The organism is Ochrobactrum sp. SFR4, from assembly GCF_019730395.1.
GTDB lineage: Bacteria > Pseudomonadota > Alphaproteobacteria > Rhizobiales > Rhizobiaceae > Pseudochrobactrum.
In genome coordinates this window covers 175,246-196,641 of sequence record NZ_JAAPBB010000006.1, presented here as the reverse complement: position 1 = coordinate 196,641, position 21,396 = coordinate 175,246, and the positions used below count along the sequence as shown (strand labels likewise).

Sequence of the window (21,396 nt, the reverse complement as noted above, 5' to 3'; positions counted from 1 at the left end):
TACGATCAGCTTAAAGCTTAGGCAGCGTGGAAACGACAGACTGCTTGCCGTCTTTGACTTCCACAAGGAAACTCTCACGGTTCACTTCGCCTTTGTCGTCCCATGTGGTTTCCATCAGAATGCCCGGCTCATCAGCAGGGGTGATGGTCAGCCCGTGAAGCGCATCAGCAAAGGCCTGACGGTCAACTTTGCCGTTCTTCACAGTCACATATTTCACGATATAAGCACCCATATAGGCTTTAATCGCATTGTGATCCGGCTTGTAGCCATATTTGCCTTCGAATTTCTTGGCAAAATCCTGCACACCCTGCACCGGTGCATCGGCTGTCAGCCCGACATGGCCACGCACGCCGTTCACTGCATCACCGGCCAGATCAATCACCTTCTGGTTCATCAGCGTGGTTTCACCAAAGATCGGCTGCTTCACGCCCTGCTTCTGCATTTCTTTCAGCAAACGTGCGCTTTCTTCTTCATGCAGATAGGCAAAGATCACATCGGCATTGCTGTCTTTAAGCTTCACCACGTCAGCGGCGAAATCCGCCTGACCGACTTCACTGGATACATCACCGACAAGTTTGATGCCGCGTTTGTCGAGTTCAGCAACAAATGCATCGCGTCCGCCTTTGCCGAAATCATTATTGACCCATGCAACGGCAACGGTTTTAGCGCTCAGTTCATCGGTGAGATATTTCACCAGCTTCGGCATCGACTGCTGCGCGCCGAAGGATGTGCGGAAAATATAAGGATTACCGAGATCGGTGATGAATGGTGCTTCCGCACCAGTCAGTTGCGGCACACCATTCTGCATGGCAACCATCATATTAACCTTGACCGAGCCGGAATAAATCGGCCCCATAATCACATAAGCGCCGTCGTCAATCGCCTTCTGCACCATAGCGCGTGAAGTCGTTGCATCGGTCTGCGTGTCATAGTCTGTGACTTCGAGCTGCTGTCCGAGCACGCCGCCTGCGGCATTGATCTCTTCAACAGCCAGCTTCAGACCGTCGCGCCAATTCGTGCCAACGGTCGCACCTGCTCCGGACAGTTCAATCACGTCTGCGATTTTGATGGTTTCCGCCGCAAAACTCATTTGCGGTAACGCTGCTGACAATGCAGCTGCTGCAGTTAAAGCCAGTAAATGTCTTCTGTTCATAAACCCCTCCCAAGGCTCCCCGACCGGATGGGATTTCATTCTGTCTGCACAATCATTCACATCATTATTGTCAGCACAAAAACAACATATGTTTTTCACCATACAGAAATGTATATTCAATGACCGGAGTTTCAGCCCATCATAATCTGATTTAACGGCTTGTTTGCACAGTTGCAAGCACAGGCTTAACCAATAAAGCCCAATATTTCCGCATTGCCGGAATGCTCAGATTTTATCCCCGTAAAACATATATAATTGTCAGTATTTCACCGGCCAAAACTGTCTATGGTGCGGATTGTTTTTATTTAACAGACCCAAAGAGAAATACAGCTGACGGATTTTTTGGAATATCCGTCAGTCATTCAATGAAACGGGGGAGAGCAAACTGATGAACAATAAAAATATCCGCAAAATAATATCCGGAACTGCCATGGTACTGATGCTGCACACCGTTTCAGTATCTGCTGCCACCGAATTACCAGGCGGTGCATCATCGCTCTCTGAAACTTACGGCAACTGGACAGTCTCCTGCCTTGTTCAAAAACAGGATGAAGCGCAAAAAGTCCTCTGTTCCATGTCCCAGCAGCAGGTTGATGATAAAAGGCAGCGGGCACTTGCCGTTGAACTAAGCCCCGATAAAAGCGGTGCATCCGGCGCTTTTGTTCTGCCATTTGGCCTCAATCTCAGCGCCGGAGCGGTTTTGCAGATTGATGAAACAGCTACTGACAAACCTGTCGCATTCTCAACCTGTCTGCCTGCCGGTTGCATTGTACCCGCCAGTTTTGATGCTGCGAAGACAGATGCCTTAAGTAAGGGGCAGAACCTGTCTGTCCTCATACAATCTGCGGACGGAAAAGATCTTAAACTCACAGTCCCGCTAGATGGCTTTGCCTCCGCCATAAAACGCACCAGAGAATTGCTGAAATAGTGCCCGCTTATAGCACAAAACAAAAAAGCTCCGGCAAACCGGAGCTTTTCTTTTTCAGGTACAACCCGATCAATATGGTGAATCAGGGAAGTAGAATTCCTGCGCATTGTCCTTGGTGACAAGAGTTGCATCCAGAATGTAACGTCCGCGCACAGGCACCTGATCGTAGAAATTGGCAACGGTCAGTTCCATTGCAGTTGCGATCATTGCAGGCGGATAGAGCACATCAACCGGCACCAACGCATCGCCGTCGGCAACCTTTTTGATCATTTCTTTCATACCGGCACCACCGACAACCATTTTAATATCTGTGCGTTTGGCCTGCTGAATGGCTTCAAGAGCGCCAACGCTCATATCGTCATCCTGCGTCCAGACCGCATCGATTTTCGGATATTTAACCAAATAGTCCTGCATCACTTTAAAGGCATCATCACGTGACCAGTTACCGAACTGCTTGTCCAGCACCTTGATATCGCTACCGGCGACTGCGCTATCAAAACCCTTTTGGCGCTCTTCATCAATCACGATCGGCAGGCCACGGATAACCACGACATCGCCTTTACCGAGCGTGTCTTTGAGATACTGACCGGCAACGCGACCGAGTTCTTCATTATTACCGGCAACATAAAGATCCTGAATGGACTGGTCAGACAATGCGCGGTCAACAACGGTAATGAAAATGCCCTTATCCTTCACCTGACGGATCGGATCGGTCAGCTCATCGGAATTATGCGGCAGCGTTACCAGCGCATCCATGCCCTGCGTGGTCAGATCTTCCAGTGCGTTGGCCTGCGAAGCGCCGTCCGGCGAGGTTTTGATAACAATTTTCAAACCCGGATGGTTCTTCTCCAGAACCGCTTTTGCACGTTCTGCGTGATAGACAACGCCGCCGGTCCAGCCGTGGTCAGCCGCCGGTATCGACACGGCAATCGTGACTTTCTTTTCTTCCTGTGCCTGAGCCGCTGTCCCGAACAGGGCAGCAGCACAAACAGCACCTAACAGAATATTTTTCATGGTCTCACTCCCTGATATTTGGCCTGACGACACGGCGGTCCGGCCTCCCCTCCGCCGCTTTTGCGGCAGCGGAGCCACAGCCCCGCCACCAAATACACCTGCAACTACTGTCGCCGCGACAATGAACGCTGCACCAGCATCGCAATGATAATGATTGCTCCTTGCACCGCCCCGATCAGATATTCACTGACCAGATCAGACAGAACCATAATATTACCGACAACTTCCAGAATGAGCGCACCGCAAACAGTGCCCCAAATGCGCCCGACACCGCCACGCAAGGCTGTGCCACCGATTACCACCGCTGTAATTGCCTGCAATTCCCACATCAGTCCCGTGGTTGGTGTGGCCGCCCCCAGACGCGGAATGTAAATCAGAATAGCGATAGCAACACAGATACCCTGAATGACAAAAGCCATCGTGCGCACGCGGTTAACCGGAATGCCGGAATAACGCGCCACATCCTGATTGGAACCAACCGCGATAATATGGCGGCCAAAAGCTGTGCGGTAGAGAATGAAGGACGCAATCAGCGCCACAACAATGATCGCAACAATCGGCACCGGAACGCCCAGAATATTGCCGAAATAAACCGGACGATAGGCTGCCCGCAGCTCCTGCGATTTCATAGCAATGGAACCGCCTTCAGCCAGATAGATGGTGAGTGCGCGGAATATCCCCATTGTACCAAGCGTTACGATAAACGGCTCGATGCGTCCGAGTGTTGTCGTGACACCATTGGCCAGTCCGCAAAGCGCACCGACAACAATGGCGATACAGGCAGCCACCAGCAGCATCGGCAGAATGCCGGTGATAATGCCGGAATTCATAAACATGATCGTGACAGCTGCAACAAAGGCAGACATAGAGCCGACAGACAGATCAAGACCGCCGGATGAAATGACAAAGGTCGCGCCGATAGCGATAATCGCGATGAAGGCGCTGCGGGTTGCAATATTCAGCAGATTGTCCACGCCGATGAAATTGGAGTTCACCAGCGTTCCGAAGACCAGCAGAGCAGCCAATGCCACGAAAGGGGCAACAGCGCGCAAATCCATATCCTGCCAGAAACGGCGTTCTGTTGTATTTTGCGGAGTGGTTTTAGCCTGTTCTGTCATAGCGCCTCTGCAAAAATTGCAGCCTCTGAAGATGTGACACCGGTAGCGTGCACAACAATTTCATTCTCGGTCATTTTGTCTCCGCTGATTTCCGCAACGATACGGCCATTGCGCATCACCAGTGCACGGTGACACAGGCCGATCAGTTCCGGCATTTCCGAAGAAATCACGATAACGGCTTTGCCTTGTGCGGCCAGCTCGGCAATAAAACGGTAAATCTGCTCTTTGGTACCAATGTCGATACCGCGTGTCGGCTCATCAATGATCACAATATCCGGCTCAAGCAGCATCATCTTTGCCAGCAGCAATTTCTGCTGATTGCCGCCTGAAAGCTGTCCGGCGAGAAGATCAGGATTACGGGTACGGATATCAAAGTCCCCGATTGCCTTTTCCAATGCTGCGGCCTCGGCAGCGCGGTTGATCTGCAAGCCTGAAAACTGGCTTAAAGCGGCCAATGTCAGATTGGTGCGCAAATTTTGTGCCAGCAACAGTCCTTTACCTTTGCGATCTTCACTCAGGTAAACAAGTCCGGCATCCATACTCTCACGGGCATTGTGAAAGCGCTTCACTGTTCCGTTCACACGCACAGTACCATGCGCGTGACGCAAGCCCACAACGCCCTCGCACAGCTCGGTGCGACCCGCGCCAATCAGGCCTGCAAAACCGAGTATCTCGCCTTTATGCAGCGTGAAAGCACAACCGGATGCATAGCCCGGAACGTTAAAATCCGAGACTTCCAGCACAGGCGTTTTGACCTGCGGGATGACACGTTCCGGATAAAGCTGGGACATATCACGCCCGACCATCAGCTGTGCCATATCCAGCGGCTCCAGCCCTTCTGCCTCGCGCGTTGTAATCATCTGCCCGTCGCGCAGCACTGTCACACGATCGGCAATGGCTTTCACTTCCGGCAAGCGGTGTGAAATATACAAAATCGCTGCACCGCGATTACGGATAGCCATGATGACTTTGAGCAAAGCTTCAGTTTCAACCGGCGTCAGTGAAGCAGTCGGCTCATCAAAAATCACCAGTCTGTGCGGCACCAGCAAAGCACGGGCAATCTGTACCAGCTGACGTTGCGCAATCGACAATTGTTCAACACGCATAGTCGGCTCGATATCAGCACCGAGATCTGCAACTGCCGCTCTGGCCTGTGCATTCATGGCACGGTCATTCAGCATCAGGCCTTTGCGCTGCTCACGGCCGAGGAAAATATTCTGCGCAACCGTCATATCCGGTGCCAGCAAAATTTCCTGATGCACCAGCACAATACCGCGTTGTTCCGCACCAACCGGCCCTGACAGCACAACCGGCTGCCCATCAATAAAGATTGTGCCTTTGCTCGGACTTAAATGTCCGGCCAGCAGTTTCATCAGTGTTGATTTACCGGCACCGTTCTCGCCGATAACCGTGTGAATTTCACCCTCACGGATATCCAGCGTAATATCGCGCAGCACTTCCACCGGACCAAAACTTTTGGCCAGTCCCTCAACACGCATAAAAGGTGATTTGCTGCTCGTGTCAGTTTCTGTCATCGCAAATTTGTCCAGACATTGCCCGCTTTGGATGAAGCCACAGAAGCTTCAATAAAGCGCATTCCTTCAAGCCCATCCTCAACAGTCGGAAATAACACTGCCGCATCCGGTTTTTCACCGTTGCGCGCTGCGCGGATAGCGCGTGCTGCTTCCGTGTAAATCGTGGCAAATCCTTCGAGATAACCTTCCGGATGTCCGCCCGGAATACGGGTAACACGAGCGGCTGAGGCACCGGCTCCGGCACCACCACGAGCGATGAGTTGCTTCGGTTCGCCAAAACGTGTGAACCACAGATAATTCGGGTCAGACTGCGACCATTCCAGCCCGCCTTTGCTGCCATAGACGCGCAGTTTCAGCCCGTTTTCATTGCCGACTGCAACCTGACTTGCCCATAACATGCCACGCGCGCCGCCTTTGTAGCGCAGCATAATCTGCACATCATCGTCCAATGCACGACCTTCAACAAAACTGGTCAGCTGTGCCAGCACTGCCTCGGCTTCAAGACCGCTGACAAATCCGGCCAGATGATAGGCATGGGTGCCGATATCACCGATTGCGCCACCGGCTCCGGAGCGTTTCGGGTCTGTACGCCATTCAGCCTGTTTATTACCGCTCAGCTCACTGCGCTCTGTCAGCCAGTCCTGCGCATATTCGGCCTGCACAACACGGATATCGCCCAGATCACCATTGGCGACCATTTCCCGCGCCTGCCGGATCATCGGATAGCCGCTGTAATTATGGGTCAGCACAAAGATTTTGCCGGACTGCTGAACAGTTTCAACCAGTTGCTCGGCTTCAGAAACTGTTGTTGTCAGCGGCTTATCGCAAATCACGTGAATGCCTGCGGCCAGAAAAGCACGGGCAGCTGCGCCATGCAGATGGTTCGGCGTGACTATAGCCACAGCCTCAATCCCATCCGGCCTTTGGCTTTCCGCCAGTGCCATTTCTTCAAAAGACGCATAGGAGCGCTCAGACGAAATGCCTAGCTCTTGCGCAGAAGCACCGGCGCGTGCCGGATCGGATGAAAGCGCACCGGCGACCAGTTCATACTGATCGTCAATCCGCGCTGCAATGCGATGCACGGCGCCGATAAAAGCGCCCTGCCCGCCGCCGACCATGCCAAGTCTGATACGATGTGCTGCGTTTCCCATAGCCGCCTCCCTTAGCTCAGACCGAGCATTTTACGGTTTGCCGCATCATCAGTGCCCGCATCGGCAAAATCATCAAAAGCACGCTCTGTAACGCGGATAATATGATGGCGGATAAATTCCGCACCTTCTCGCGCACCGTCTTCAGGATGCTTCAATGCGCATTCCCATTCAAGCACTGCCCAGCTGTCGAAGTCATGCGTTGTCAGTTTTGAGAAAATTCCGCCGAAATCGACCTGTCCATCCCCCAATGAGCGGAAACGGCCTGCGCGGTTCACCCAGCTCTGGAAACCGCCATAAACGCCCTGCCGTCCGGTCGGATTAAATTCCGCATCCTTGACATGTAACGCTTTGATGCGTTCGTGATAAATATCAATGAAATCAAGGTAATCGAGCTGCTGCAGCACGAAATGCGACGGATCATACAGGATATTAGCGCGGGTATGATTTTTCACCCGATCCAGAAACATCTCATAGGAAATACCGTCATGCAGGTCTTCCCCCGGATGTAATTCGTAGCAAACATCCACACCGTTTTCGTCAGCATAATTGAGCAGCGGTGTCCAGCGTTGCGCCAGCTCATCAAAAGCTGTCTCGACGAGACCGGCAGGCCGCTGCGGCCACGGATAGACATAGGGCCATGCCAGCGCACCGGAGAAGGATGCCATCGCATTCAAACCAAGATGTTTTGAGGCTCGCAACGCACGGCGCACCTGATCTTCCGCCCATGCCCGACGTGCCTGCGGATTGCCACGCACATCCTCATCGGCAAAGCCGTCAAAGGCTGCATCATAGGCCGGATGCACCGCAACAAGCTGCCCCTGCAAATGCGTTGAAAGCTCGGTGATCTCCAGGCCGTTATCAGCGGCGATGCCTTTGATTTCATCGCAATAGGTTTGCGAATCTGATGCTTTTTTAAGATCGAACAGCCGCTTATCCCATGTCGGAATCTGCACGCCTTTATAGCCCAGCGAGGCTGCCCATTTGCAGATATTTTCAAAGGAGTTAAACGGTGCCATATCCCCCGCAAACTGCGCCAGAAATATCGCCGGCCCTTTAATCGTTTTCATCATCCCACTCCCGAATTTTCTGTATCGTTTCTGATGTTCACCGTTGCCAGAAGTGCAACTAAACGTAACGCCGTTGCACGAAGGGCAACTAAACGTAACAATTCACGATATTTTCCAGATGTTCCTGACGACCGGAAACCGGCTGCGGCTCAATCCCGCTGTCACGCACATAGGTAGCAATGTCTTCCAGTGATTGTTTGCCCTGCAACATGGCTTGCGCCTGCGGCTGCTGCCATCCGGCATAACGTGCATCAAGCGGAGCAGACAAAGCTTTATCCTCAATCATTTTCGCTGCGGCTTTAAGCCCGCGTGCACAGCAATCCATCGCGCCGATATGCGCAATCAGCAGATCCTGCGGATCGAGCGACTGACGACGCAGTTTGGCATCAAAATTTGTGCCGCCGGTGGTAAACCCGCCGCCTTGCAAAACCTGATAATAAGCCAGCGCCATTTCCGGCACATTGTTCGGAAACTGATCTGTATCCCAGCCGGACTGGTAATCATTGCGGTTCATATCGATGGAGCCGAAAATACCCAGCGCATTGGCCATTGCCAGTTCATGCTCAAATGAATGACCGGCAAGAATGGCATGCCCCTGCTCGATATTGACCTTCACTTCGCCTTCTAGGCCATAGCGCTTGAGAAAGCCGTAAACAGTAGCAACATCAAAATCATATTGATGTTTGGTCGGCTCCTGCGGCTTAGGCTCGACAAGGATTGTGCCTTTGAAACCGATTTTATGCTTGTAATCGACCACCAGCGAGAGAAAGCGTCCCATCTGGTCAAGCTCACGCCCTGCATCGGTATTCAACAGGGTTTCATAGCCTTCACGTCCGCCCCAGAGCACATAATTCTCACCATTCAGACGGTGCGTCACATCCATGCAATGCTTAACCGTGGCGGCAGCATAGGCAAAAATTTCAGGATCAGGATTGGTGGCAGCACCGGCCATATAGCGGCGATGCGAGAAAAGATTGGCTGTTCCCCAGAGCAGTTTGATGCCCGTCTGGTTCATCTTCTCCTGAAGATAATCAGCCATGTGGTCGAGATTGGCCGATGTTTCCGCAAAATTTTTGCCTTCAGGGCGGATATCCGCATCGTGGAAACAATAATAAGGCGTACCGAGCAGTGTAAACAGTTCAAAAGCCACATCAGCTTTGTGTTTCGCATGATCTAACGTATCACCGAACCACGGGCGTTCAAATGTCTGTCCGCCGAACGGATCGCCGCCAGCCCATGCAAAACTGTGCCAATAGGCAATGGCAAAGCGCAGGTGATCTTCCAGTCTTTTGCCCAGTACAATCTCGTCCGGATTGTAGAAACGATAGGCAAGCGGATTGGTGCTTTTCTCACCCTCATAGCGGATGGGTTTGTCCAATCCGAAGAAACCTATGCTCATGCCGTTACCCTCTGTGCGTTATTATTATTTGTCACCAGCAATTTTGATTTCTGAACTTCCGTTTCCGCATCAACGCGGAGCAAAGATGTGATTGCACAGCCTTGCAGGATCAGCGGCTGTTCCGACGGATAGCAACGGATAGTCAGATTTTTTGGCGACTGCAGACCATTACGCGGCCCGACCTGCCGTCCATCAGCAAGATCGCCGCTGATCGTCTGGCGCAATTCATCCTCAATGAGATCAAAAGCGTGCACACCGGGACCGACAAAAGCCAGCGGCACCGGATCAATCAGCGAGAAAATGCTGCGCAAGGCAAAACCAAGCGCCTTGCCTGCCTGCTGGAAAGCCTGCCGCGCAACGCCGTCTGCCGTTCTGGCCTCATGCGCGAGCGCATAAAAATCGCTTTCCGGAATCATCGCCACAGGCGCACTGTTTTCATCAACACCATGCGCCTTACGCCAGATGCCATAATCACTGGCATAGGCCTCAAGACAACCGTGGCGACCACAGCGGCACAAAGCGCCGTCCGGCATATAGACCACATGACCGAATTCCGCAGCGGACGAGCGCGCACCGGAAAACGGTTCGCCTTTCAGATACAGCCCCATGCCGATACCGGAAGAAAACAGGATAGCAGCAAAATCACCATGGAAGATGTCCGGCTGCGACCAGCGCAAAGCTTCAGCGATCATCAGACAGTCGTTGAAAACCATCACCGGAACATCAAAAGCCTGTTTCAGGAAATCTGCGATGGTTACATTTTCCGCACCGATGGTCGGCGACCAGACCAGCATCTGATGGGCTGCATCAGTCATGCCCTGCACGCTCACGGAAATATGGCGCAGATTTTCAGCCTGCTCAGAATAACGGCTGAGCAATCCTCTGATCTGCAGTTGTAAGGCAGCGAGAAGAGTATCCGGCGCTATAGTCAGCGTATCGATCTGCAATTGCTCAAAGGCAACTCTCTGTCCCGTATAATCGAACAGGTCTACGTCAATCACATTCAGCGCGATATTGACCGCAACGACGGATGCGCATTGCGGATTGAGCCCGAGTAAAACCTGCGGACGGCCGCGCTTACCCTCGGCATTATTCGCGGCTTCTGTTTCAGGCACTTCAACGAGCACCTGTTCTGCCAGCAACATGGCACTGATAGCGGAAATTGTGGAGTGGCTCATACCAGTCATGCCGGCGATATCCGTGCGCGACAGACTGCCGGACTGCCGCAGCAATCGCAGAATCCGCCGCCGGTTTTGCCAGCGCAACTCTTCAGATCGTGAAACGCCTCCCGTCACACGACACCTCCCTTATAACGGAACGGTTCTTGCCGACCTGCTTCCGTCTGTCTCCTCTGCAGATAAGACTGGCACGGATTTTTCTGCTTGTCATCTATTTTTCGAGCATCGAAAAAAATAAGATTTCTATGTATCAGCAATAAAATCAGGCCGGATAATTAAAAATGAAGGCTGATGTCGGGGAAATGAAAGAATCACATGCCGCATCCGCTGGTGCGATTCGTATGGATTACAGTTTTCGGAAAATTCGGTTCTTCCTCAGAAAACACCGCCGACACGGAAATATACCGTATCAAAACAATGGATTACCGCATCAAACCGGTAAATTATTATATTCTATGAATTGAGAAGAAAATTGGCTGGGGAACCTGGATTCGAACCAAGACTAACGGAGTCAGAGTCCGTCGTTCTACCATTAAACTATTCCCCAGCATCGCTGCTCTGTGAGAGCGAAGCGGTGACGCTCGCGGCGCCGTGGGTGGTCATATAATTGATATTTTCACAAATGCAAACCCTCTTTGCACTGATTTCAATATATTTTTCCACAGATCACAAAATTCTCCTTTCTCTTAGCAATTTGCGCCCCTTGGTAAATCGGCAAAGGACTGTTACATTAAGGGCAACGTGAAATAGTCTGCACCATGCCTGCGTCCCTGAAGGGTTCGCGCGGTGCCAAAAGGACAAAAACTTTGAAGAACCCCGATCTGCACACCCCAAAGGTGTCTATCAACGGGGCGTCTGGCGGCAAAGAAGGAAGAACATCTTCCTCTGAACCACCAAATACAGGGCAACGGTCAGGCCGTTCTCCTGTCGGCTCATCGTCACCAAAGCCCGTGGCAGATGAATCGGGACGCTTCGATAAAAAACAGCGCAAACGTGCGCGCCGGCGAAAAGCCGGTAAGCATAATGGCTCGGAAACGATGTCAGCCGGTGCACAAGGTTCTTCTCTTGCCACCGAACGGGTTTCTGCGAACAGCGATAAGTCATCTGCAGCCAAATCAGCGCGTGCAGAAAACAGTTCCAGCAACCATGCACCGAAGAGCGAGCAGAAAAACGGCCAAAGAAACGGGAAGAAACTCTCGAACCGCCGCAGACGTTCGCGTCGCAAAAAGCAGCAGGACAATCCGGCCGCAGCCAATAATATAGCTGCAGCACCGTCGGCACAATCTGCATCACAAGTTCAAACCGCCAAGCACGGGCATGCGCCGAACCGCCAGAGCCCGAAAACAAGTGCGGCCAGAGCAGAGCATAATTCCGGTCATTCAGGTGAAAACCGTGCGCCGCAGGCCGCGCAGCCGCGTGCCTATGAGCCGCCGCTTTATGCCGCCCTTGATCTCGGCACCAATAATTGCCGTTTGCTGATTGCCACACCAAGCAGACCCGGACAATTCCGCGTTGTCGACTCTTTCTCGCGTATTGTGCGTCTTGGCGAAGGCTTCGGCACCAGCGGCCGCCTGAGCGATCAGGCCATGAACCGTGCGATTGAAGCGCTGAAAATCTGCCGTGATAAGCTTGAGAGCAAGAATATCCGCCGCAGACGCCTGATTGCGACAGAAGCCTGCCGGTCGGCCAGCAATGGTGCGGATTTTCTGGAGCGGGTACGTGAAGAAGCCGGTCTTGAGTTGGAAATTGTAGACCGTCAGACTGAAGCAAGCCTTGCGGTTTCCGGCTGCGGTACACTGGTCAATCGCGAGACCGATGCGCTTGTGCTGTTTGACATCGGTGGCGGCTCTTCGGAAATCGCTCTGATTGATGTGACCTGCCGCCGCTCTTCGCGCCTTGCAGAACATATCACCGCATGGACCTCCCTGCCCGTAGGTGTTGTTACCTTGGCGGAGAAATTCGGCGGACGTGATGTTACGCCGGAAAATTATGCGGAAATGGTTGCCTATGTTGCCGGTATGCTGAATGATTTCAGCGAACGCCATAAGCTGGGTGAGCTTGCTCAAAGTACGCATTTCCATTTGCTCGGCACATCCGGTACGGTAACCACTCTTGCGGGCATTCATCTGGGGCTCGAGCGCTATGACCGCCGCCGCGTGGATGGCATGTGGATGGGATCACAGGATGTGACCGATATGACCGCCAAGCTTCTGTCATGGGATTTCAAAACCCGTGTGGCCAATCCGTGCATCGGTGCAGACCGTGCCGATCTGGTGCTGGCCGGTTGTGCTATTCTGGATGCCATCCGTCAGATCTGGCCGAGCGAAAGATTGCTGGTTGCCGATCGCGGTTTGCGCGAAGGTATCCTCACTGAATTGATGTCCCGCGATGGTGCTTGGCGCCATCGCCGCCCTCATCAGGCAAAAGAAACTTATATGAAAAACGGTTCCGGCAGGGACACGCAGCTAAAGGGCAGACAGTCGATATGAGCGGTTCTGGAAGCAAGTCCGGCAAATCAAAATTCGGCAACACCACCGGTGGCCGTGGCGGCGCAGGCACGCGCGGCATGCATGTGCGTGTCAAGAAAAAGGCCGGTACGATCAAAGAAACATCGCGCCGGTGGCTGGAACGCCATCTCAACGACCCTTATGTGCAGCAATCCAAGGCAGACGGCTACCGCTCCCGTGCGGCCTATAAGCTGATCGAAATTAATGAGCGCTATAATATTCTGAAAAAAGGCCAGAAGATTATCGATCTCGGCGCCGCCCCCGGTGGCTGGAGCCAGATTGCAGCGAAGATCGTCGGCTCCAATGATGAGCAGCCTCATGTTGTCGGCATTGACTATCTCGACGTTGATCCGTTACCAGGTGTTGCGCTCCTGAAAATGGACTTTCTGGATGATGAAGCACCGAATGCAATTATGAATGCATTGGGCGACTCACCGGATCTGGTGATTTCTGATATGGCGGCACCAACGACCGGTCATCGCCGCACCGACCATCTGCGCACCGCGCATTTATGCGAAGTGGCAGCACATTTCGCCGTTTCGGTGCTAAAACCGGGCGGTCATTTCCTGACCAAAACCTTTCAGGGCGGCACCGAGAACGACCTGCTGACCATGCTGAAGCAGAATTTTCGCTCTGTGCATCACGTTAAACCGCCTGCATCGCGTGCAGAATCCGTTGAGCTTTATCTGCTTGCCCGTGATTTCAAAGGCCGCAAGGAAGATGACAGCGAAGAGTAATTTCGCTTAGCAGACCCATAAAAAGCGCGGTATAACCGCGCTTTTTTGTTTCACCCTGTAGCAAATACTTAGAGCGTGTCGCGTTTAATTGTATCCACTGCGCTCGCTCTGTCTCCTTGTTTTTACCCATATCGTCATCGGAAAACCGTTACCCACTTTTCCGCGACATGCTCTAGTGTATCTTTTTCACTCTGGGCGCGAATTTCTTTTCATAAAGCTCCTGCCCTGCTTCCGGCTTCAGTTTGATAAAAGAGAAAAAAGCCAAAGCTGAAATAGCGCCGACAATATAAAACGCGATATGGAAATCCTGCAATTGCAGCACAGACCCGCGAATGATTGTACTCAGCTCCAGTATCACACCGGCCAGCGCCACCCCCATCGCAATGGAAACCTGCTGGGCAACCGCAGAGATCGGTGTTGCCTGACTGGTTTTGTCGTCGGGAATTTCTGCAAAACCAAGAGCATTGACACCGGTAAAGAACATAGAACGCAGGAAGCCGCCAAACAGCAAGGCAATCAGGATCAGCGTCATTGGTGTTTGCGGCGTGAAAAAACCGTTCAGGATAATGAAACATGCTGATGCGAGAGAGCCGAACATCAGCAACCGGCGAAAGCCGAAACGGGAGAACACCCGCGTCGCTCCGAACTTCATCAGCAATGCTCCGATTGCTGAAACAAAAGTGATCATGCCGGATTGAAACGGATCAAGCCCGAAGCCGAGTTGCAACATCAGCGGCAGCAAAAACGGAATGGCACCAATACCCAAACGAAACAGGCTGCCGCCGACAACGGAAATACGGAACACATCATTCTGAAACAATGACAAATCCAGCAGCGGATTTTCCACGCGCTTTGCATGGCGGATATACAAAACTGTCGACAGCAGACCAACACCAAGCGTGATGATCCCCACTGCAGGCGGCAGTGCCGGAAGACTGACCACAGAAAGCCCGAATACCACACCGGACATTGCCAGCCCCGACAGGATAAAACCGGTTACGTCCAGCTTGCGCGGCATCGGCACATCCAGCACCGGAAGATATTTGGTTGCAAACCAGATCCCCGCCAGACCAATCGGTACATTAATCAGAAAAATCCAGTGCCAGCTGAAATAGGTTGTGATGAAACCGCCGACCGGCGGCCCGACCAGAGGTCCGACCATGCTCGGTATCGCCAGCCATGCCATGGCATTCACCAGCTGATTGCGCGGAGTGGAGCGCAACAAAACCAGACGACCGACCGGCGTCATCATCGCCCCGCCCATACCCTGCAGGAAACGCGCGACCACAAAGCTCATCAGAGAATTGGATGCAGCACAGGCCACAGAGCCGATCACAAAAACCGCAATCGCTGCACGAAATACATTGCGGGCACCATAACGGTCGGCCATCCAGCCGCTGACCGGAATAAACACCGCCAAAGATACAAGATAGGATGTGAGCGCCAGTTTCAGTGCAATCGGACTGGTGCCGATATCTGCCGCAATTGCCGCCAGAGAGGTCGAAATCACATTCGAATCCATCTGCTCCATAAAGAGCGCGACGGCCAGAACCAGCGGAATAATGCGATTCACAATACGAATCCTGAATGTCAGATATGTTTCATTATGGCCATTATATAAACCAGCCGCACCGGATTACACGTCGAATTGACCGGATCGGCAAAGTTTTTTTGACGGGCAAAAACATACTGTCACAAAATTTAACGCAGGCAACAAATCGTGTGCTGACATGCTTAATTTCGACTTAAAAAACAATGGATTGTGATGAGCACATCACAATTGACAGGCCAGCTTACCCTTACCTGCACAGTCTGGAAAACAAGGCTCAAACCATAATTGTCATTGCCGGAACGACAGAAAAAAGCGCTTTCGGGTTGCGTGACCGGTTACACACTGTTACATTTGGTGAGTAAACAGAACTGAGCAAAGCATCGATAAGGGGCCGATGCGTAGAGGTGTGAGATGACTGAGATCACCAAAAGCGCAATTATTTATACCATGATGATTATCACGCTGAATACGGCCATTGCCATTAGTGTGATAGGTCTGGACTTCCTGCCATAACCATCATGACGGATGAGCATAGCGGCGCTGTATTGATAAGCGAATGAATGCTCTTACAGCGGTTTCAGTTAGGACTGAATCGGTTACTCCGCTGTAACTTTTTTTATGCATTATCCTACGCATCGTAGCGGGATAAAAATCAATCCTGTGAATTGATTTCCCTGCGAAGGCGGTTCACATTTTTGCTGGAAATGCTTTAACCTGTTTATGTGGGAGAATTTCCTGCGCTGCAGATTTCACAAGAGGTCTGCCGGAAGTGCTCCGGCAGACCTTTTTTAGGTGCCTGTCAGGGTTACAGGTCACGGCACATATGGATGACTTCAAAAGGCAGGCCTTCCGCATCCTGCGGATCACGCGTGGTTTCCATAAAACCGTTACGCAGATAGAAATTATGTGCCTGCGTGTTCAGTGCGTAAACTTCCAGCGACAGCGTTTTCTTTAATTGCAATGCATGGTCGAGCAATTGACGGCCAAGACCCTTGCCATGAATTTTAGTGTCGATGAAAAGACCGCCGATAAACTGATCCATCAGGCCGATAAATCCGGCCGGCTGTCCGTTTTCGAGGATCACCCAGTTTTCAGCTTGTTTCAGATAAATATCCCGCACCTGCTCAGACTGTAATTGCAGGCGTTCCTGCCCCAGAAAACTATGGGCGAATTGTGAAGCCTCCAGCCAGATAGTAACCAGAGTTTCCGTATCCTCATTGCGGATCGGGCGGATTTCATTTCGTATTTGTATCATGATATTTTTTGTCCGTTGAAAGATATTATACGCGCCCTGCTATGGGCTGCAAAAGGCGCAACTCAACCCTCAGCCGTGTATGAAAGGCTGTCGGGGAAACTCTTGTTATGAGTTGCTGCGCATAAATCTCCTGATTGGACTGCGCCTCCATATCACCGGCACAAAAGTGAAACAAGATTGTAAAGTAAAACAGCAACACATTGTCTACTCGACTTCCCCCTCAGCTATCTGTATGAGACATGCGTCGCGCAATAGTGCGCGATGTTGTTCTCGGGGCGGGGTGCGATTCCCCACCGGCGGTATGAAGAGGAAACTCTTTGAGCCCGCGAGCGTCTGAATAAAGCGATTTGTTCAGAGTCAGCAGATCCGGTGCGATGCCGGAGCCGACGGTATAGTCCGGATGAAAGAGAGCAAAGACACGGTTAAACAGCACACTTGTTATGGGTGTGATCTGTCGATTTGTGAATTTGCGCCCTGATTCTAGTATCAAGAGATGAAACTATGAACCAGAGCTTGACCAACCCATCTTCCCTCAAAGTTGCATTCATTCAGGCGCGCTGGCACGCCGATATCGTGGATGAAGCGCGCAAATCCTATATTGAAGAACTGGCTAAACTGACTGACAACGGCATTGAGGTCGAAGTCTTTGACGTGCCGGGCGTATTCGAAGCACCGCTTCTTGCCCGCACACTGGCCGGCACCGGCAAATATGCTGCTGTTGTTGCGGCGGGCTTTGTGGTTGACGGCGGCATTTACCGCCATGATTTCGTATCCGACGCAGTTATCAAAGGCCTGATGCAGGCACAGATGGATACAGATGTGCCGGTTCTCAGCGTTGTACTAACTCCGCACCATTATCATGACAGCAAAGAGCATCATGATTTCTTCTATACGCATTTCAAAGTCAAAGGTCGTGAAGCGGCTCATGCAACCGTGCAGATTTTGAATACTTACAGCAAAATCGAAGCGTAACTTAAAGAAAGCGGCTTGTATCGGCAGGCCGCTTTTTATTCCGTAATGCGCTGCGGATGCGTATAGACATCGAATTCCGAGCCACGCACCAATGCCACCAGCGTAATATTCAATGCGTCAGCTGTACGGATTGCCAGAGCCGTCGGTGCGGAAATCGCCATGATCACCGGCGAGCGGATCGCCGCTGTTTTCTGTACCATTTCCAGCGAGACACGACTGGTCACAACCACTGCACCACGCGACGGATCGGCATTTTCAGCCTTGCCATTCCCGCTTAACAAGAAGCCTGCCAGTTTGTCCAATGCGTTATGCCGCCCGACATCCTCGCGCACGGCCAGTATCTCGCCACTGTTCCGATACGCCTGATAGAAACCGGCCGCATGCACGGCTCCGGTTGCCCGATGCAAGACCTGCGAATGCCACATCTGCTCTGCAGCCTGCACAATCTGCTCAGAACGCAGCTTGAAATCGCTATCCCCAACCGGCGGAAACTCCCGCACAGCCTCAGTGATCGATTCAATACCGCACAAGCCACAGCCGACCGGCCCTGCCATATGGCGGCGACGGGCGGTCAGTGCATCACGCTGCTGATCGGATAACTGCATCTGCACATCAATACCGGCGGGAAAGCTCTGAATATCCATCGCTTCGATTTCAGAAGACTGTGCAATAATGCCTTCGCAGAGGCTGAAACCAACGGCAAAATCCTCAATATCCTGTGGACTGGCCATCATCACCGCATGGGTGGTCCCGCCATAGGAAAATGCCACAGGCAGCTCTTCTGCCACCTGCCGATGCGAAGCTTTCAGTACGCCCTGACGACGGATAATATTACTGACCTCAGATGTAGCGGGCGGAATATCATCCTTCCCCTCTCTCTCAAGTCCGCAGGTTTTATCCATAGCTCTCCCTTTCAACCCTCTGACTGCATGACTATATGCTTTTATTGAAAGCATATACCAGCATCTTTAGTGTCGCTTCTTCGGTGAAATTTCCGCCGTTACGTGGCAGTTTCAACAGGCAATAAGCGCTTTCGGGGTGGTAAGCACATCACGATGGTATATTCTGAAAACAAACCCACCAGAGCGTGTTGTATTTGATCTCAGCCACCGCACTCGCTCTGGATTCTTTTAATTGTCGCATGTTCGCGGTAGCTCAAATGAATCCATTTGAGCCGACATGCATTAATGAGGTTCCGACTTATGGACATTCGTCTGATTGATGAAAATTTTGCTGTCACCGGCCAGCTGTCACCGGAAGATATTGCCGGTGTTGCGGCACAGGGTTTCAAGACCCTGATTTGCAACCGCCCGGATCACGAATCCGACGGTCAGCCGCTCTATGATGCCGTTGCACAGGCTGCAGTTGCAGCCGGTCTGCAAACCTATTTCATTCCTGTAGCTGGTGGCCAGATCACACAGGAAAATCTGGACGAGATGACTGCAGCCGTAGAAAATGCACCAACGCCAATTCTGGCCTATTGCCGCTCTGGCACCCGCTGCACCAATCTTTATGGCATTGTTCAGCAGCAGAAACAGCGCTGATTAAACTCCGTGATGATGTGCGAATACACTCCGCACATCATCTGACTTCTACAAAACGCAGCGGATCATTCTATGTCTATCAGGCTCCTGAGCGAAACCATTATCAACCAGATTGCCGCCGGTGAGGTGATTGAACGCCCTGCCAGCGTGGTGAAAGAACTGGTTGAAAATGCAATTGACGCCGGTGCCACACGCATTGAAATTGTCACCGCAGGCGGTGGCAAGAACCTGATCCGCGTAACTGATAATGGCGGCGGCATTCCCGCTGATGAACTGACACTCGCTGTCTCGCGTCACTGCACCTCAAAACTCACGGATGATGTACATGACATCCGCGCCCTTGGTTTTCGTGGCGAAGCCCTGCCATCCATTGGTTCTGTTGCGCGCCTCAGCATTAAATCACGCACTGCTGAGGCAGATTCCGGCTATGAGGTCGTGGTACGCGGCGGTCATCTGGAAGGCCCGCGCCCGACAGCCATCAATCGCGGAACCATTGTTGAAGTCAGCGATCTGTTTTATGCCACCCCTGCCCGCCTTAAATTTATGAAAACCGACCGCGCTGAATCCACCGCCATAACGGAAGTGGTGAAGCGCATCGCGATTTCCTTCCCGCAAATCCGTTTTTCCATCGCCGGTACGGATCGCAGCCCGCTGGAATTGCCTGCCACATGCAGCGCCGGTGAAACCATTACTGAAGTCGCCATGCTGGAGCGTATTTCGCAGGTACTTGGCGCAGATTTTTCCGAGAATGCGCTGGCACTCGACAGCGAGCGTGAAGGTGTACGTCTGACGGGCTTTACGGCTATTCCGTCATTCAACCGTGCCAATTCTTTGCACCAGTTTGCCTATATTAACGGCCGTCCGGTACGCGACAAACAGGTTTTTGGTGCATTACGCGGCGCCTATTCCGATGTGATTGCCCGCGACCGTCATCCGGTCGGCGTATTGTTTCTCCAGCTTGATCCGGCTCATGTTGATGTCAATGTGCATCCGGCCAAGGCCGATGTGCGCTTCCGCGATCCGGGACTGGTGCGTGGTCTGATTGTCGGCACCATCCGTCACGCCTTGGCGCAGTCAGGCATCCGCCCTGCGACCAGTGGTGCGGAAGCCATGCTGAAAGCTTTTCAGGCACAGGGATTCGAAACCAAGGGTTTTGAAGCGCCGGAACCTTCATTAAGCTCATTCACCTCACCCCCTGCCCGCAACTGGCAGTCTGCGTCCAATTATCGACCTGAACCGCCGCGTCAGGAATGGTCACCGCAAACTGCCCATCCGGCACAGCGCCCCCTGCATCTTGATACACAACCGGTACCACGCTTTGAACAGGCCGGTTTCGGCGAAGCGATGCAAGCAACGATTTCACAATTCACGGCGCCCAGTGCTGACAGCCGTGCAGCCGAAATTGAAGCGCCCGCAGAATTGCTGCGTGCACCGCTCGGTGCAGCACGGGCACAAATTCATGCCAATTATATTGTCGCCCAGACAGAAGACAGTCTGGTAATTGTGGATCAGCATGCCGCCCATGAGCGACTGGTTTATGAAGCGTTGAAAACCGCTCTTGACGCCAAGCCCATGGCTGCGCAGATGCTGCTGATCCCCGAGATCGTCGACCTGCCGGAAGAAGATGCGGAACGTGTTGTCGCCCATGCGCAAACACTGGAGCGTTTTGGTCTGAGTGTTGAACAGTTCGGCCCCGGTGCTGTAGCTGTGCGTGAGACGCCAGCCATGCTCGGCGAAATGGATGTGCAGCAGCTGATCCGCGATCTGGCGGATGAAATTGCCGAACATGACACCGCCAACGGGTTGAAAGATATGCTCAATCATGTGGCTGCGACGATGGCCTGTCATGGTTCCGTGCGTTCCGGTCGCCGTATGAAAGGCGAGGAAATGAACGCGCTTCTGCGCCAGATGGAAGCGACACCCGGTTCCGGTACCTGCAATCACGGGCGGCCGACCTATATAGAATTAAAACTCAGCGATATTGAACGTCTGTTCGGACGCAGGTAAAGAGACCTTCAAGAAGGTTTACAGGAAAGAATGATGAATATGTTTTCCAGCAATCGCAGTGGTGAAGCCAAATTGCGCTATCTCGATGGTGATTATCAGGTTCTTGAGCCAGGCTCCTATGTGATTTGTGCAGTGACGGCCGAAAAAATCGAGCTGGATGATCTGCGTTACTGGAGCGTTGCCCGTCAGGAAGCCTATGTAAACGGCCTCGTCTCCTATCAGCGCGAACTGGAAGCCAATCCCGAACTGCGTCAGCGCAGCAAAAGTTAATAAGAGTTT

At 52.4% G+C, this 21,396-nt stretch carries 18 protein-coding genes, 1 tRNA gene and 1 riboswitch; of the genes, 7 read left to right on the top strand and 12 right to left on the bottom strand.

What is annotated here, in order from left to right; genetic code table 11:
- Positions 1-10 precede the first annotated feature (10 nt).
- A complete protein-coding gene (locus HBA93_RS09905) occupies positions 11-1,153 on the bottom strand; it encodes an ABC transporter substrate-binding protein (RefSeq protein WP_221723158.1) in 1,143 nt (380 codons plus the stop codon).
- Positions 1,154-1,541: 388 nt separating this feature from the next.
- Here HBA93_RS09905 and HBA93_RS09900 point away from each other — a divergent pair, with 388 nt between their 5' ends.
- Positions 1,542-2,081, top strand: coding sequence for an invasion associated locus B family protein (locus HBA93_RS09900; protein ID WP_221723157.1), 540 nt, complete (start codon positions 1,542-1,544; stop codon positions 2,079-2,081).
- Positions 2,082-2,150: 69 nt separating this feature from the next.
- Here HBA93_RS09900 and HBA93_RS09895 read toward each other — a convergent pair whose 3' ends face one another.
- The 8 genes from HBA93_RS09895 to HBA93_RS09860 form a co-directional block, all read right to left on the bottom strand.
- On the bottom strand, positions 2,151-3,095 hold the full coding sequence (locus tag HBA93_RS09895) for a substrate-binding domain-containing protein (RefSeq protein WP_221723156.1): 945 nt from the start codon (positions 3,093-3,095) through the stop codon (positions 2,151-2,153).
- A gap of 104 nt (positions 3,096-3,199) precedes the next feature.
- The gene (locus HBA93_RS09890) at positions 3,200-4,213 is read right to left on the bottom strand and encodes an ABC transporter permease (protein ID WP_075654437.1); all 1,014 of its coding nucleotides are present in this window, start codon (positions 4,211-4,213) and stop codon (positions 3,200-3,202) included.
- Entirely contained in the window at positions 4,210-5,748 is a 1,539-nt protein-coding gene (locus HBA93_RS09885; RefSeq protein WP_221723155.1) for a sugar ABC transporter ATP-binding protein, read from the bottom strand. The genes HBA93_RS09890 and HBA93_RS09885 overlap by 4 nt, the downstream gene beginning before the upstream one ends.
- Entirely contained in the window at positions 5,745-6,899 is a 1,155-nt protein-coding gene (locus HBA93_RS09880; RefSeq protein ID WP_221723154.1) for a Gfo/Idh/MocA family protein, read from the bottom strand. Before HBA93_RS09880 ends, HBA93_RS09885 begins: the two co-directional genes overlap by 4 nt.
- A gap of 11 nt (positions 6,900-6,910) precedes the next feature.
- Positions 6,911-7,966, bottom strand: a complete 1,056-nt coding sequence (locus HBA93_RS09875; protein WP_221723220.1) for a sugar phosphate isomerase/epimerase family protein — start codon at positions 7,964-7,966, stop codon at positions 6,911-6,913.
- 88 nt (positions 7,967-8,054) lie between these two features.
- On the bottom strand, positions 8,055-9,365 hold the full coding sequence (xylA, locus tag HBA93_RS09870) for a xylose isomerase (protein WP_221723153.1): 1,311 nt from the start codon (positions 9,363-9,365) through the stop codon (positions 8,055-8,057).
- Positions 9,362-10,660, bottom strand: a complete 1,299-nt coding sequence (locus HBA93_RS09865; RefSeq protein WP_221723152.1) for an ROK family protein — start codon at positions 10,658-10,660, stop codon at positions 9,362-9,364. Before HBA93_RS09865 ends, xylA begins: the two co-directional genes overlap by 4 nt.
- Before the next feature lie 356 nt (positions 10,661-11,016).
- Positions 11,017-11,090: transfer RNA gene (locus tag HBA93_RS09860), tRNA-Gln, on the bottom strand.
- Positions 11,091-11,349: 259 nt separating this feature from the next.
- On the opposite strand from HBA93_RS09860, the gene HBA93_RS09855 reads away from it, so the two are divergent.
- Positions 11,350-13,032, top strand: coding sequence for a Ppx/GppA phosphatase family protein (locus HBA93_RS09855; protein WP_502910072.1), 1,683 nt, complete (start codon positions 11,350-11,352; stop codon positions 13,030-13,032).
- On the top strand, positions 13,029-13,787 hold the full coding sequence (locus tag HBA93_RS09850; RefSeq protein ID WP_022711220.1) for an RlmE family RNA methyltransferase: 759 nt from the start codon (positions 13,029-13,031) through the stop codon (positions 13,785-13,787). Before HBA93_RS09855 ends, HBA93_RS09850 begins: the two co-directional genes overlap by 4 nt.
- 172 nt (positions 13,788-13,959) lie before the next feature.
- Here the strand turns inward: HBA93_RS09850 and HBA93_RS09845 are convergent, their stop codons facing one another.
- Both HBA93_RS09845 and HBA93_RS09840 read right to left on the bottom strand, forming a co-directional pair.
- Positions 13,960-15,360 carry a DHA2 family efflux MFS transporter permease subunit gene (locus tag HBA93_RS09845; protein WP_121991843.1) on the bottom strand — a complete coding sequence of 467 codons (1,401 nt, stop codon included), beginning with the start codon at positions 15,358-15,360 and terminating at the stop codon, positions 13,960-13,962.
- Positions 15,361-16,144: 784 nt separating this feature from the next.
- Complete coding sequence (locus HBA93_RS09840) at positions 16,145-16,594, bottom strand: GNAT family N-acetyltransferase (protein ID WP_221723150.1); 450 nt, start codon at positions 16,592-16,594, stop codon at positions 16,145-16,147.
- 262 nt (positions 16,595-16,856) lie between these two features.
- Positions 16,857-17,010, top strand: a riboswitch (FMN riboswitch).
- Between the two features lie 85 nt (positions 17,011-17,095).
- Here HBA93_RS09840 and HBA93_RS09835 point away from each other — a divergent pair.
- Entirely contained in the window at positions 17,096-17,566 is a 471-nt protein-coding gene (locus tag HBA93_RS09835; protein ID WP_221723149.1) for a 6,7-dimethyl-8-ribityllumazine synthase, read from the top strand.
- A gap of 35 nt (positions 17,567-17,601) precedes the next feature.
- Here the strand turns inward: HBA93_RS09835 and fdhD are convergent, their stop codons facing one another.
- Positions 17,602-18,468: a formate dehydrogenase accessory sulfurtransferase FdhD gene (gene fdhD, locus HBA93_RS09830; RefSeq protein WP_221723148.1), complete on the bottom strand. Its 867-nt coding sequence runs from the start codon at positions 18,466-18,468 to the stop codon at positions 17,602-17,604.
- 300 nt (positions 18,469-18,768) lie between these two features.
- Between fdhD and HBA93_RS09825 the strand changes: the two genes are divergently transcribed.
- The 3 genes from HBA93_RS09825 to HBA93_RS09815 all read left to right on the top strand — a co-directional run bounded on the left by HBA93_RS09825 (position 18,769) and on the right by HBA93_RS09815 (position 21,387).
- A complete protein-coding gene (locus HBA93_RS09825; protein WP_221723147.1) occupies positions 18,769-19,110 on the top strand; it encodes a protein tyrosine phosphatase family protein in 342 nt (113 codons plus the stop codon).
- 72 nt (positions 19,111-19,182) lie between these two features.
- The gene (gene mutL / locus HBA93_RS09820; protein ID WP_221723146.1) at positions 19,183-21,117 is read left to right on the top strand and encodes a DNA mismatch repair endonuclease MutL; all 1,935 of its coding nucleotides are present in this window, start codon (positions 19,183-19,185) and stop codon (positions 21,115-21,117) included.
- Positions 21,118-21,150: 33 nt separating this feature from the next.
- A complete protein-coding gene (locus tag HBA93_RS09815; protein ID WP_221723145.1) occupies positions 21,151-21,387 on the top strand; it encodes a DUF2093 domain-containing protein in 237 nt (78 codons plus the stop codon).
- The last annotated feature ends 9 nt before the right edge of the window (positions 21,388-21,396 follow it).

What these genes read in the sequence shown, in the direction of transcription:
- HBA93_RS09835 (WP_221723149.1), top strand. Translation starts at nt 17,096, where the DNA reads ATGAACCAGAGCTTGACCAACCCATCTTCCCTCAAAGTTGCATTCATT.
- mutL (WP_221723146.1), top strand. Translation starts at nt 19,183, where the DNA reads ATGTCTATCAGGCTCCTGAGCGAAACCATTATCAACCAGATTGCCGCC.
- HBA93_RS09900 (WP_221723157.1), top strand. Translation starts at nt 1,542, where the DNA reads ATGAACAATAAAAATATCCGCAAAATAATATCCGGAACTGCCATGGTA.
- HBA93_RS09815 (WP_221723145.1), top strand. Translation starts at nt 21,151, where the DNA reads ATGAATATGTTTTCCAGCAATCGCAGTGGTGAAGCCAAATTGCGCTAT.
- HBA93_RS09840 (WP_221723150.1), bottom strand. Translation starts at nt 16,594, where the DNA reads ATGATACAAATACGAAATGAAATCCGCCCGATCCGCAATGAGGATACG.
- HBA93_RS09880 (WP_221723154.1), bottom strand. Translation starts at nt 6,899, where the DNA reads ATGGGAAACGCAGCACATCGTATCAGACTTGGCATGGTCGGCGGCGGG.
- fdhD (WP_221723148.1), bottom strand. Translation starts at nt 18,468, where the DNA reads ATGGATAAAACCTGCGGACTTGAGAGAGAGGGGAAGGATGATATTCCG.
- HBA93_RS09905 (WP_221723158.1), bottom strand. Translation starts at nt 1,153, where the DNA reads ATGAACAGAAGACATTTACTGGCTTTAACTGCAGCAGCTGCATTGTCA.
- HBA93_RS09875 (WP_221723220.1), bottom strand. Translation starts at nt 7,966, where the DNA reads ATGAAAACGATTAAAGGGCCGGCGATATTTCTGGCGCAGTTTGCGGGG.
- HBA93_RS09885 (WP_221723155.1), bottom strand. Translation starts at nt 5,748, where the DNA reads ATGACAGAAACTGACACGAGCAGCAAATCACCTTTTATGCGTGTTGAG.
- HBA93_RS09850 (WP_022711220.1), top strand. Translation starts at nt 13,029, where the DNA reads ATGAGCGGTTCTGGAAGCAAGTCCGGCAAATCAAAATTCGGCAACACC.
- xylA (WP_221723153.1), bottom strand. Translation starts at nt 9,365, where the DNA reads ATGAGCATAGGTTTCTTCGGATTGGACAAACCCATCCGCTATGAGGGT.
- HBA93_RS09895 (WP_221723156.1), bottom strand. Translation starts at nt 3,095, where the DNA reads ATGAAAAATATTCTGTTAGGTGCTGTTTGTGCTGCTGCCCTGTTCGGG.
- HBA93_RS09890 (WP_075654437.1), bottom strand. Translation starts at nt 4,213, where the DNA reads ATGACAGAACAGGCTAAAACCACTCCGCAAAATACAACAGAACGCCGT.
- HBA93_RS09825 (WP_221723147.1), top strand. Translation starts at nt 18,769, where the DNA reads ATGGACATTCGTCTGATTGATGAAAATTTTGCTGTCACCGGCCAGCTG.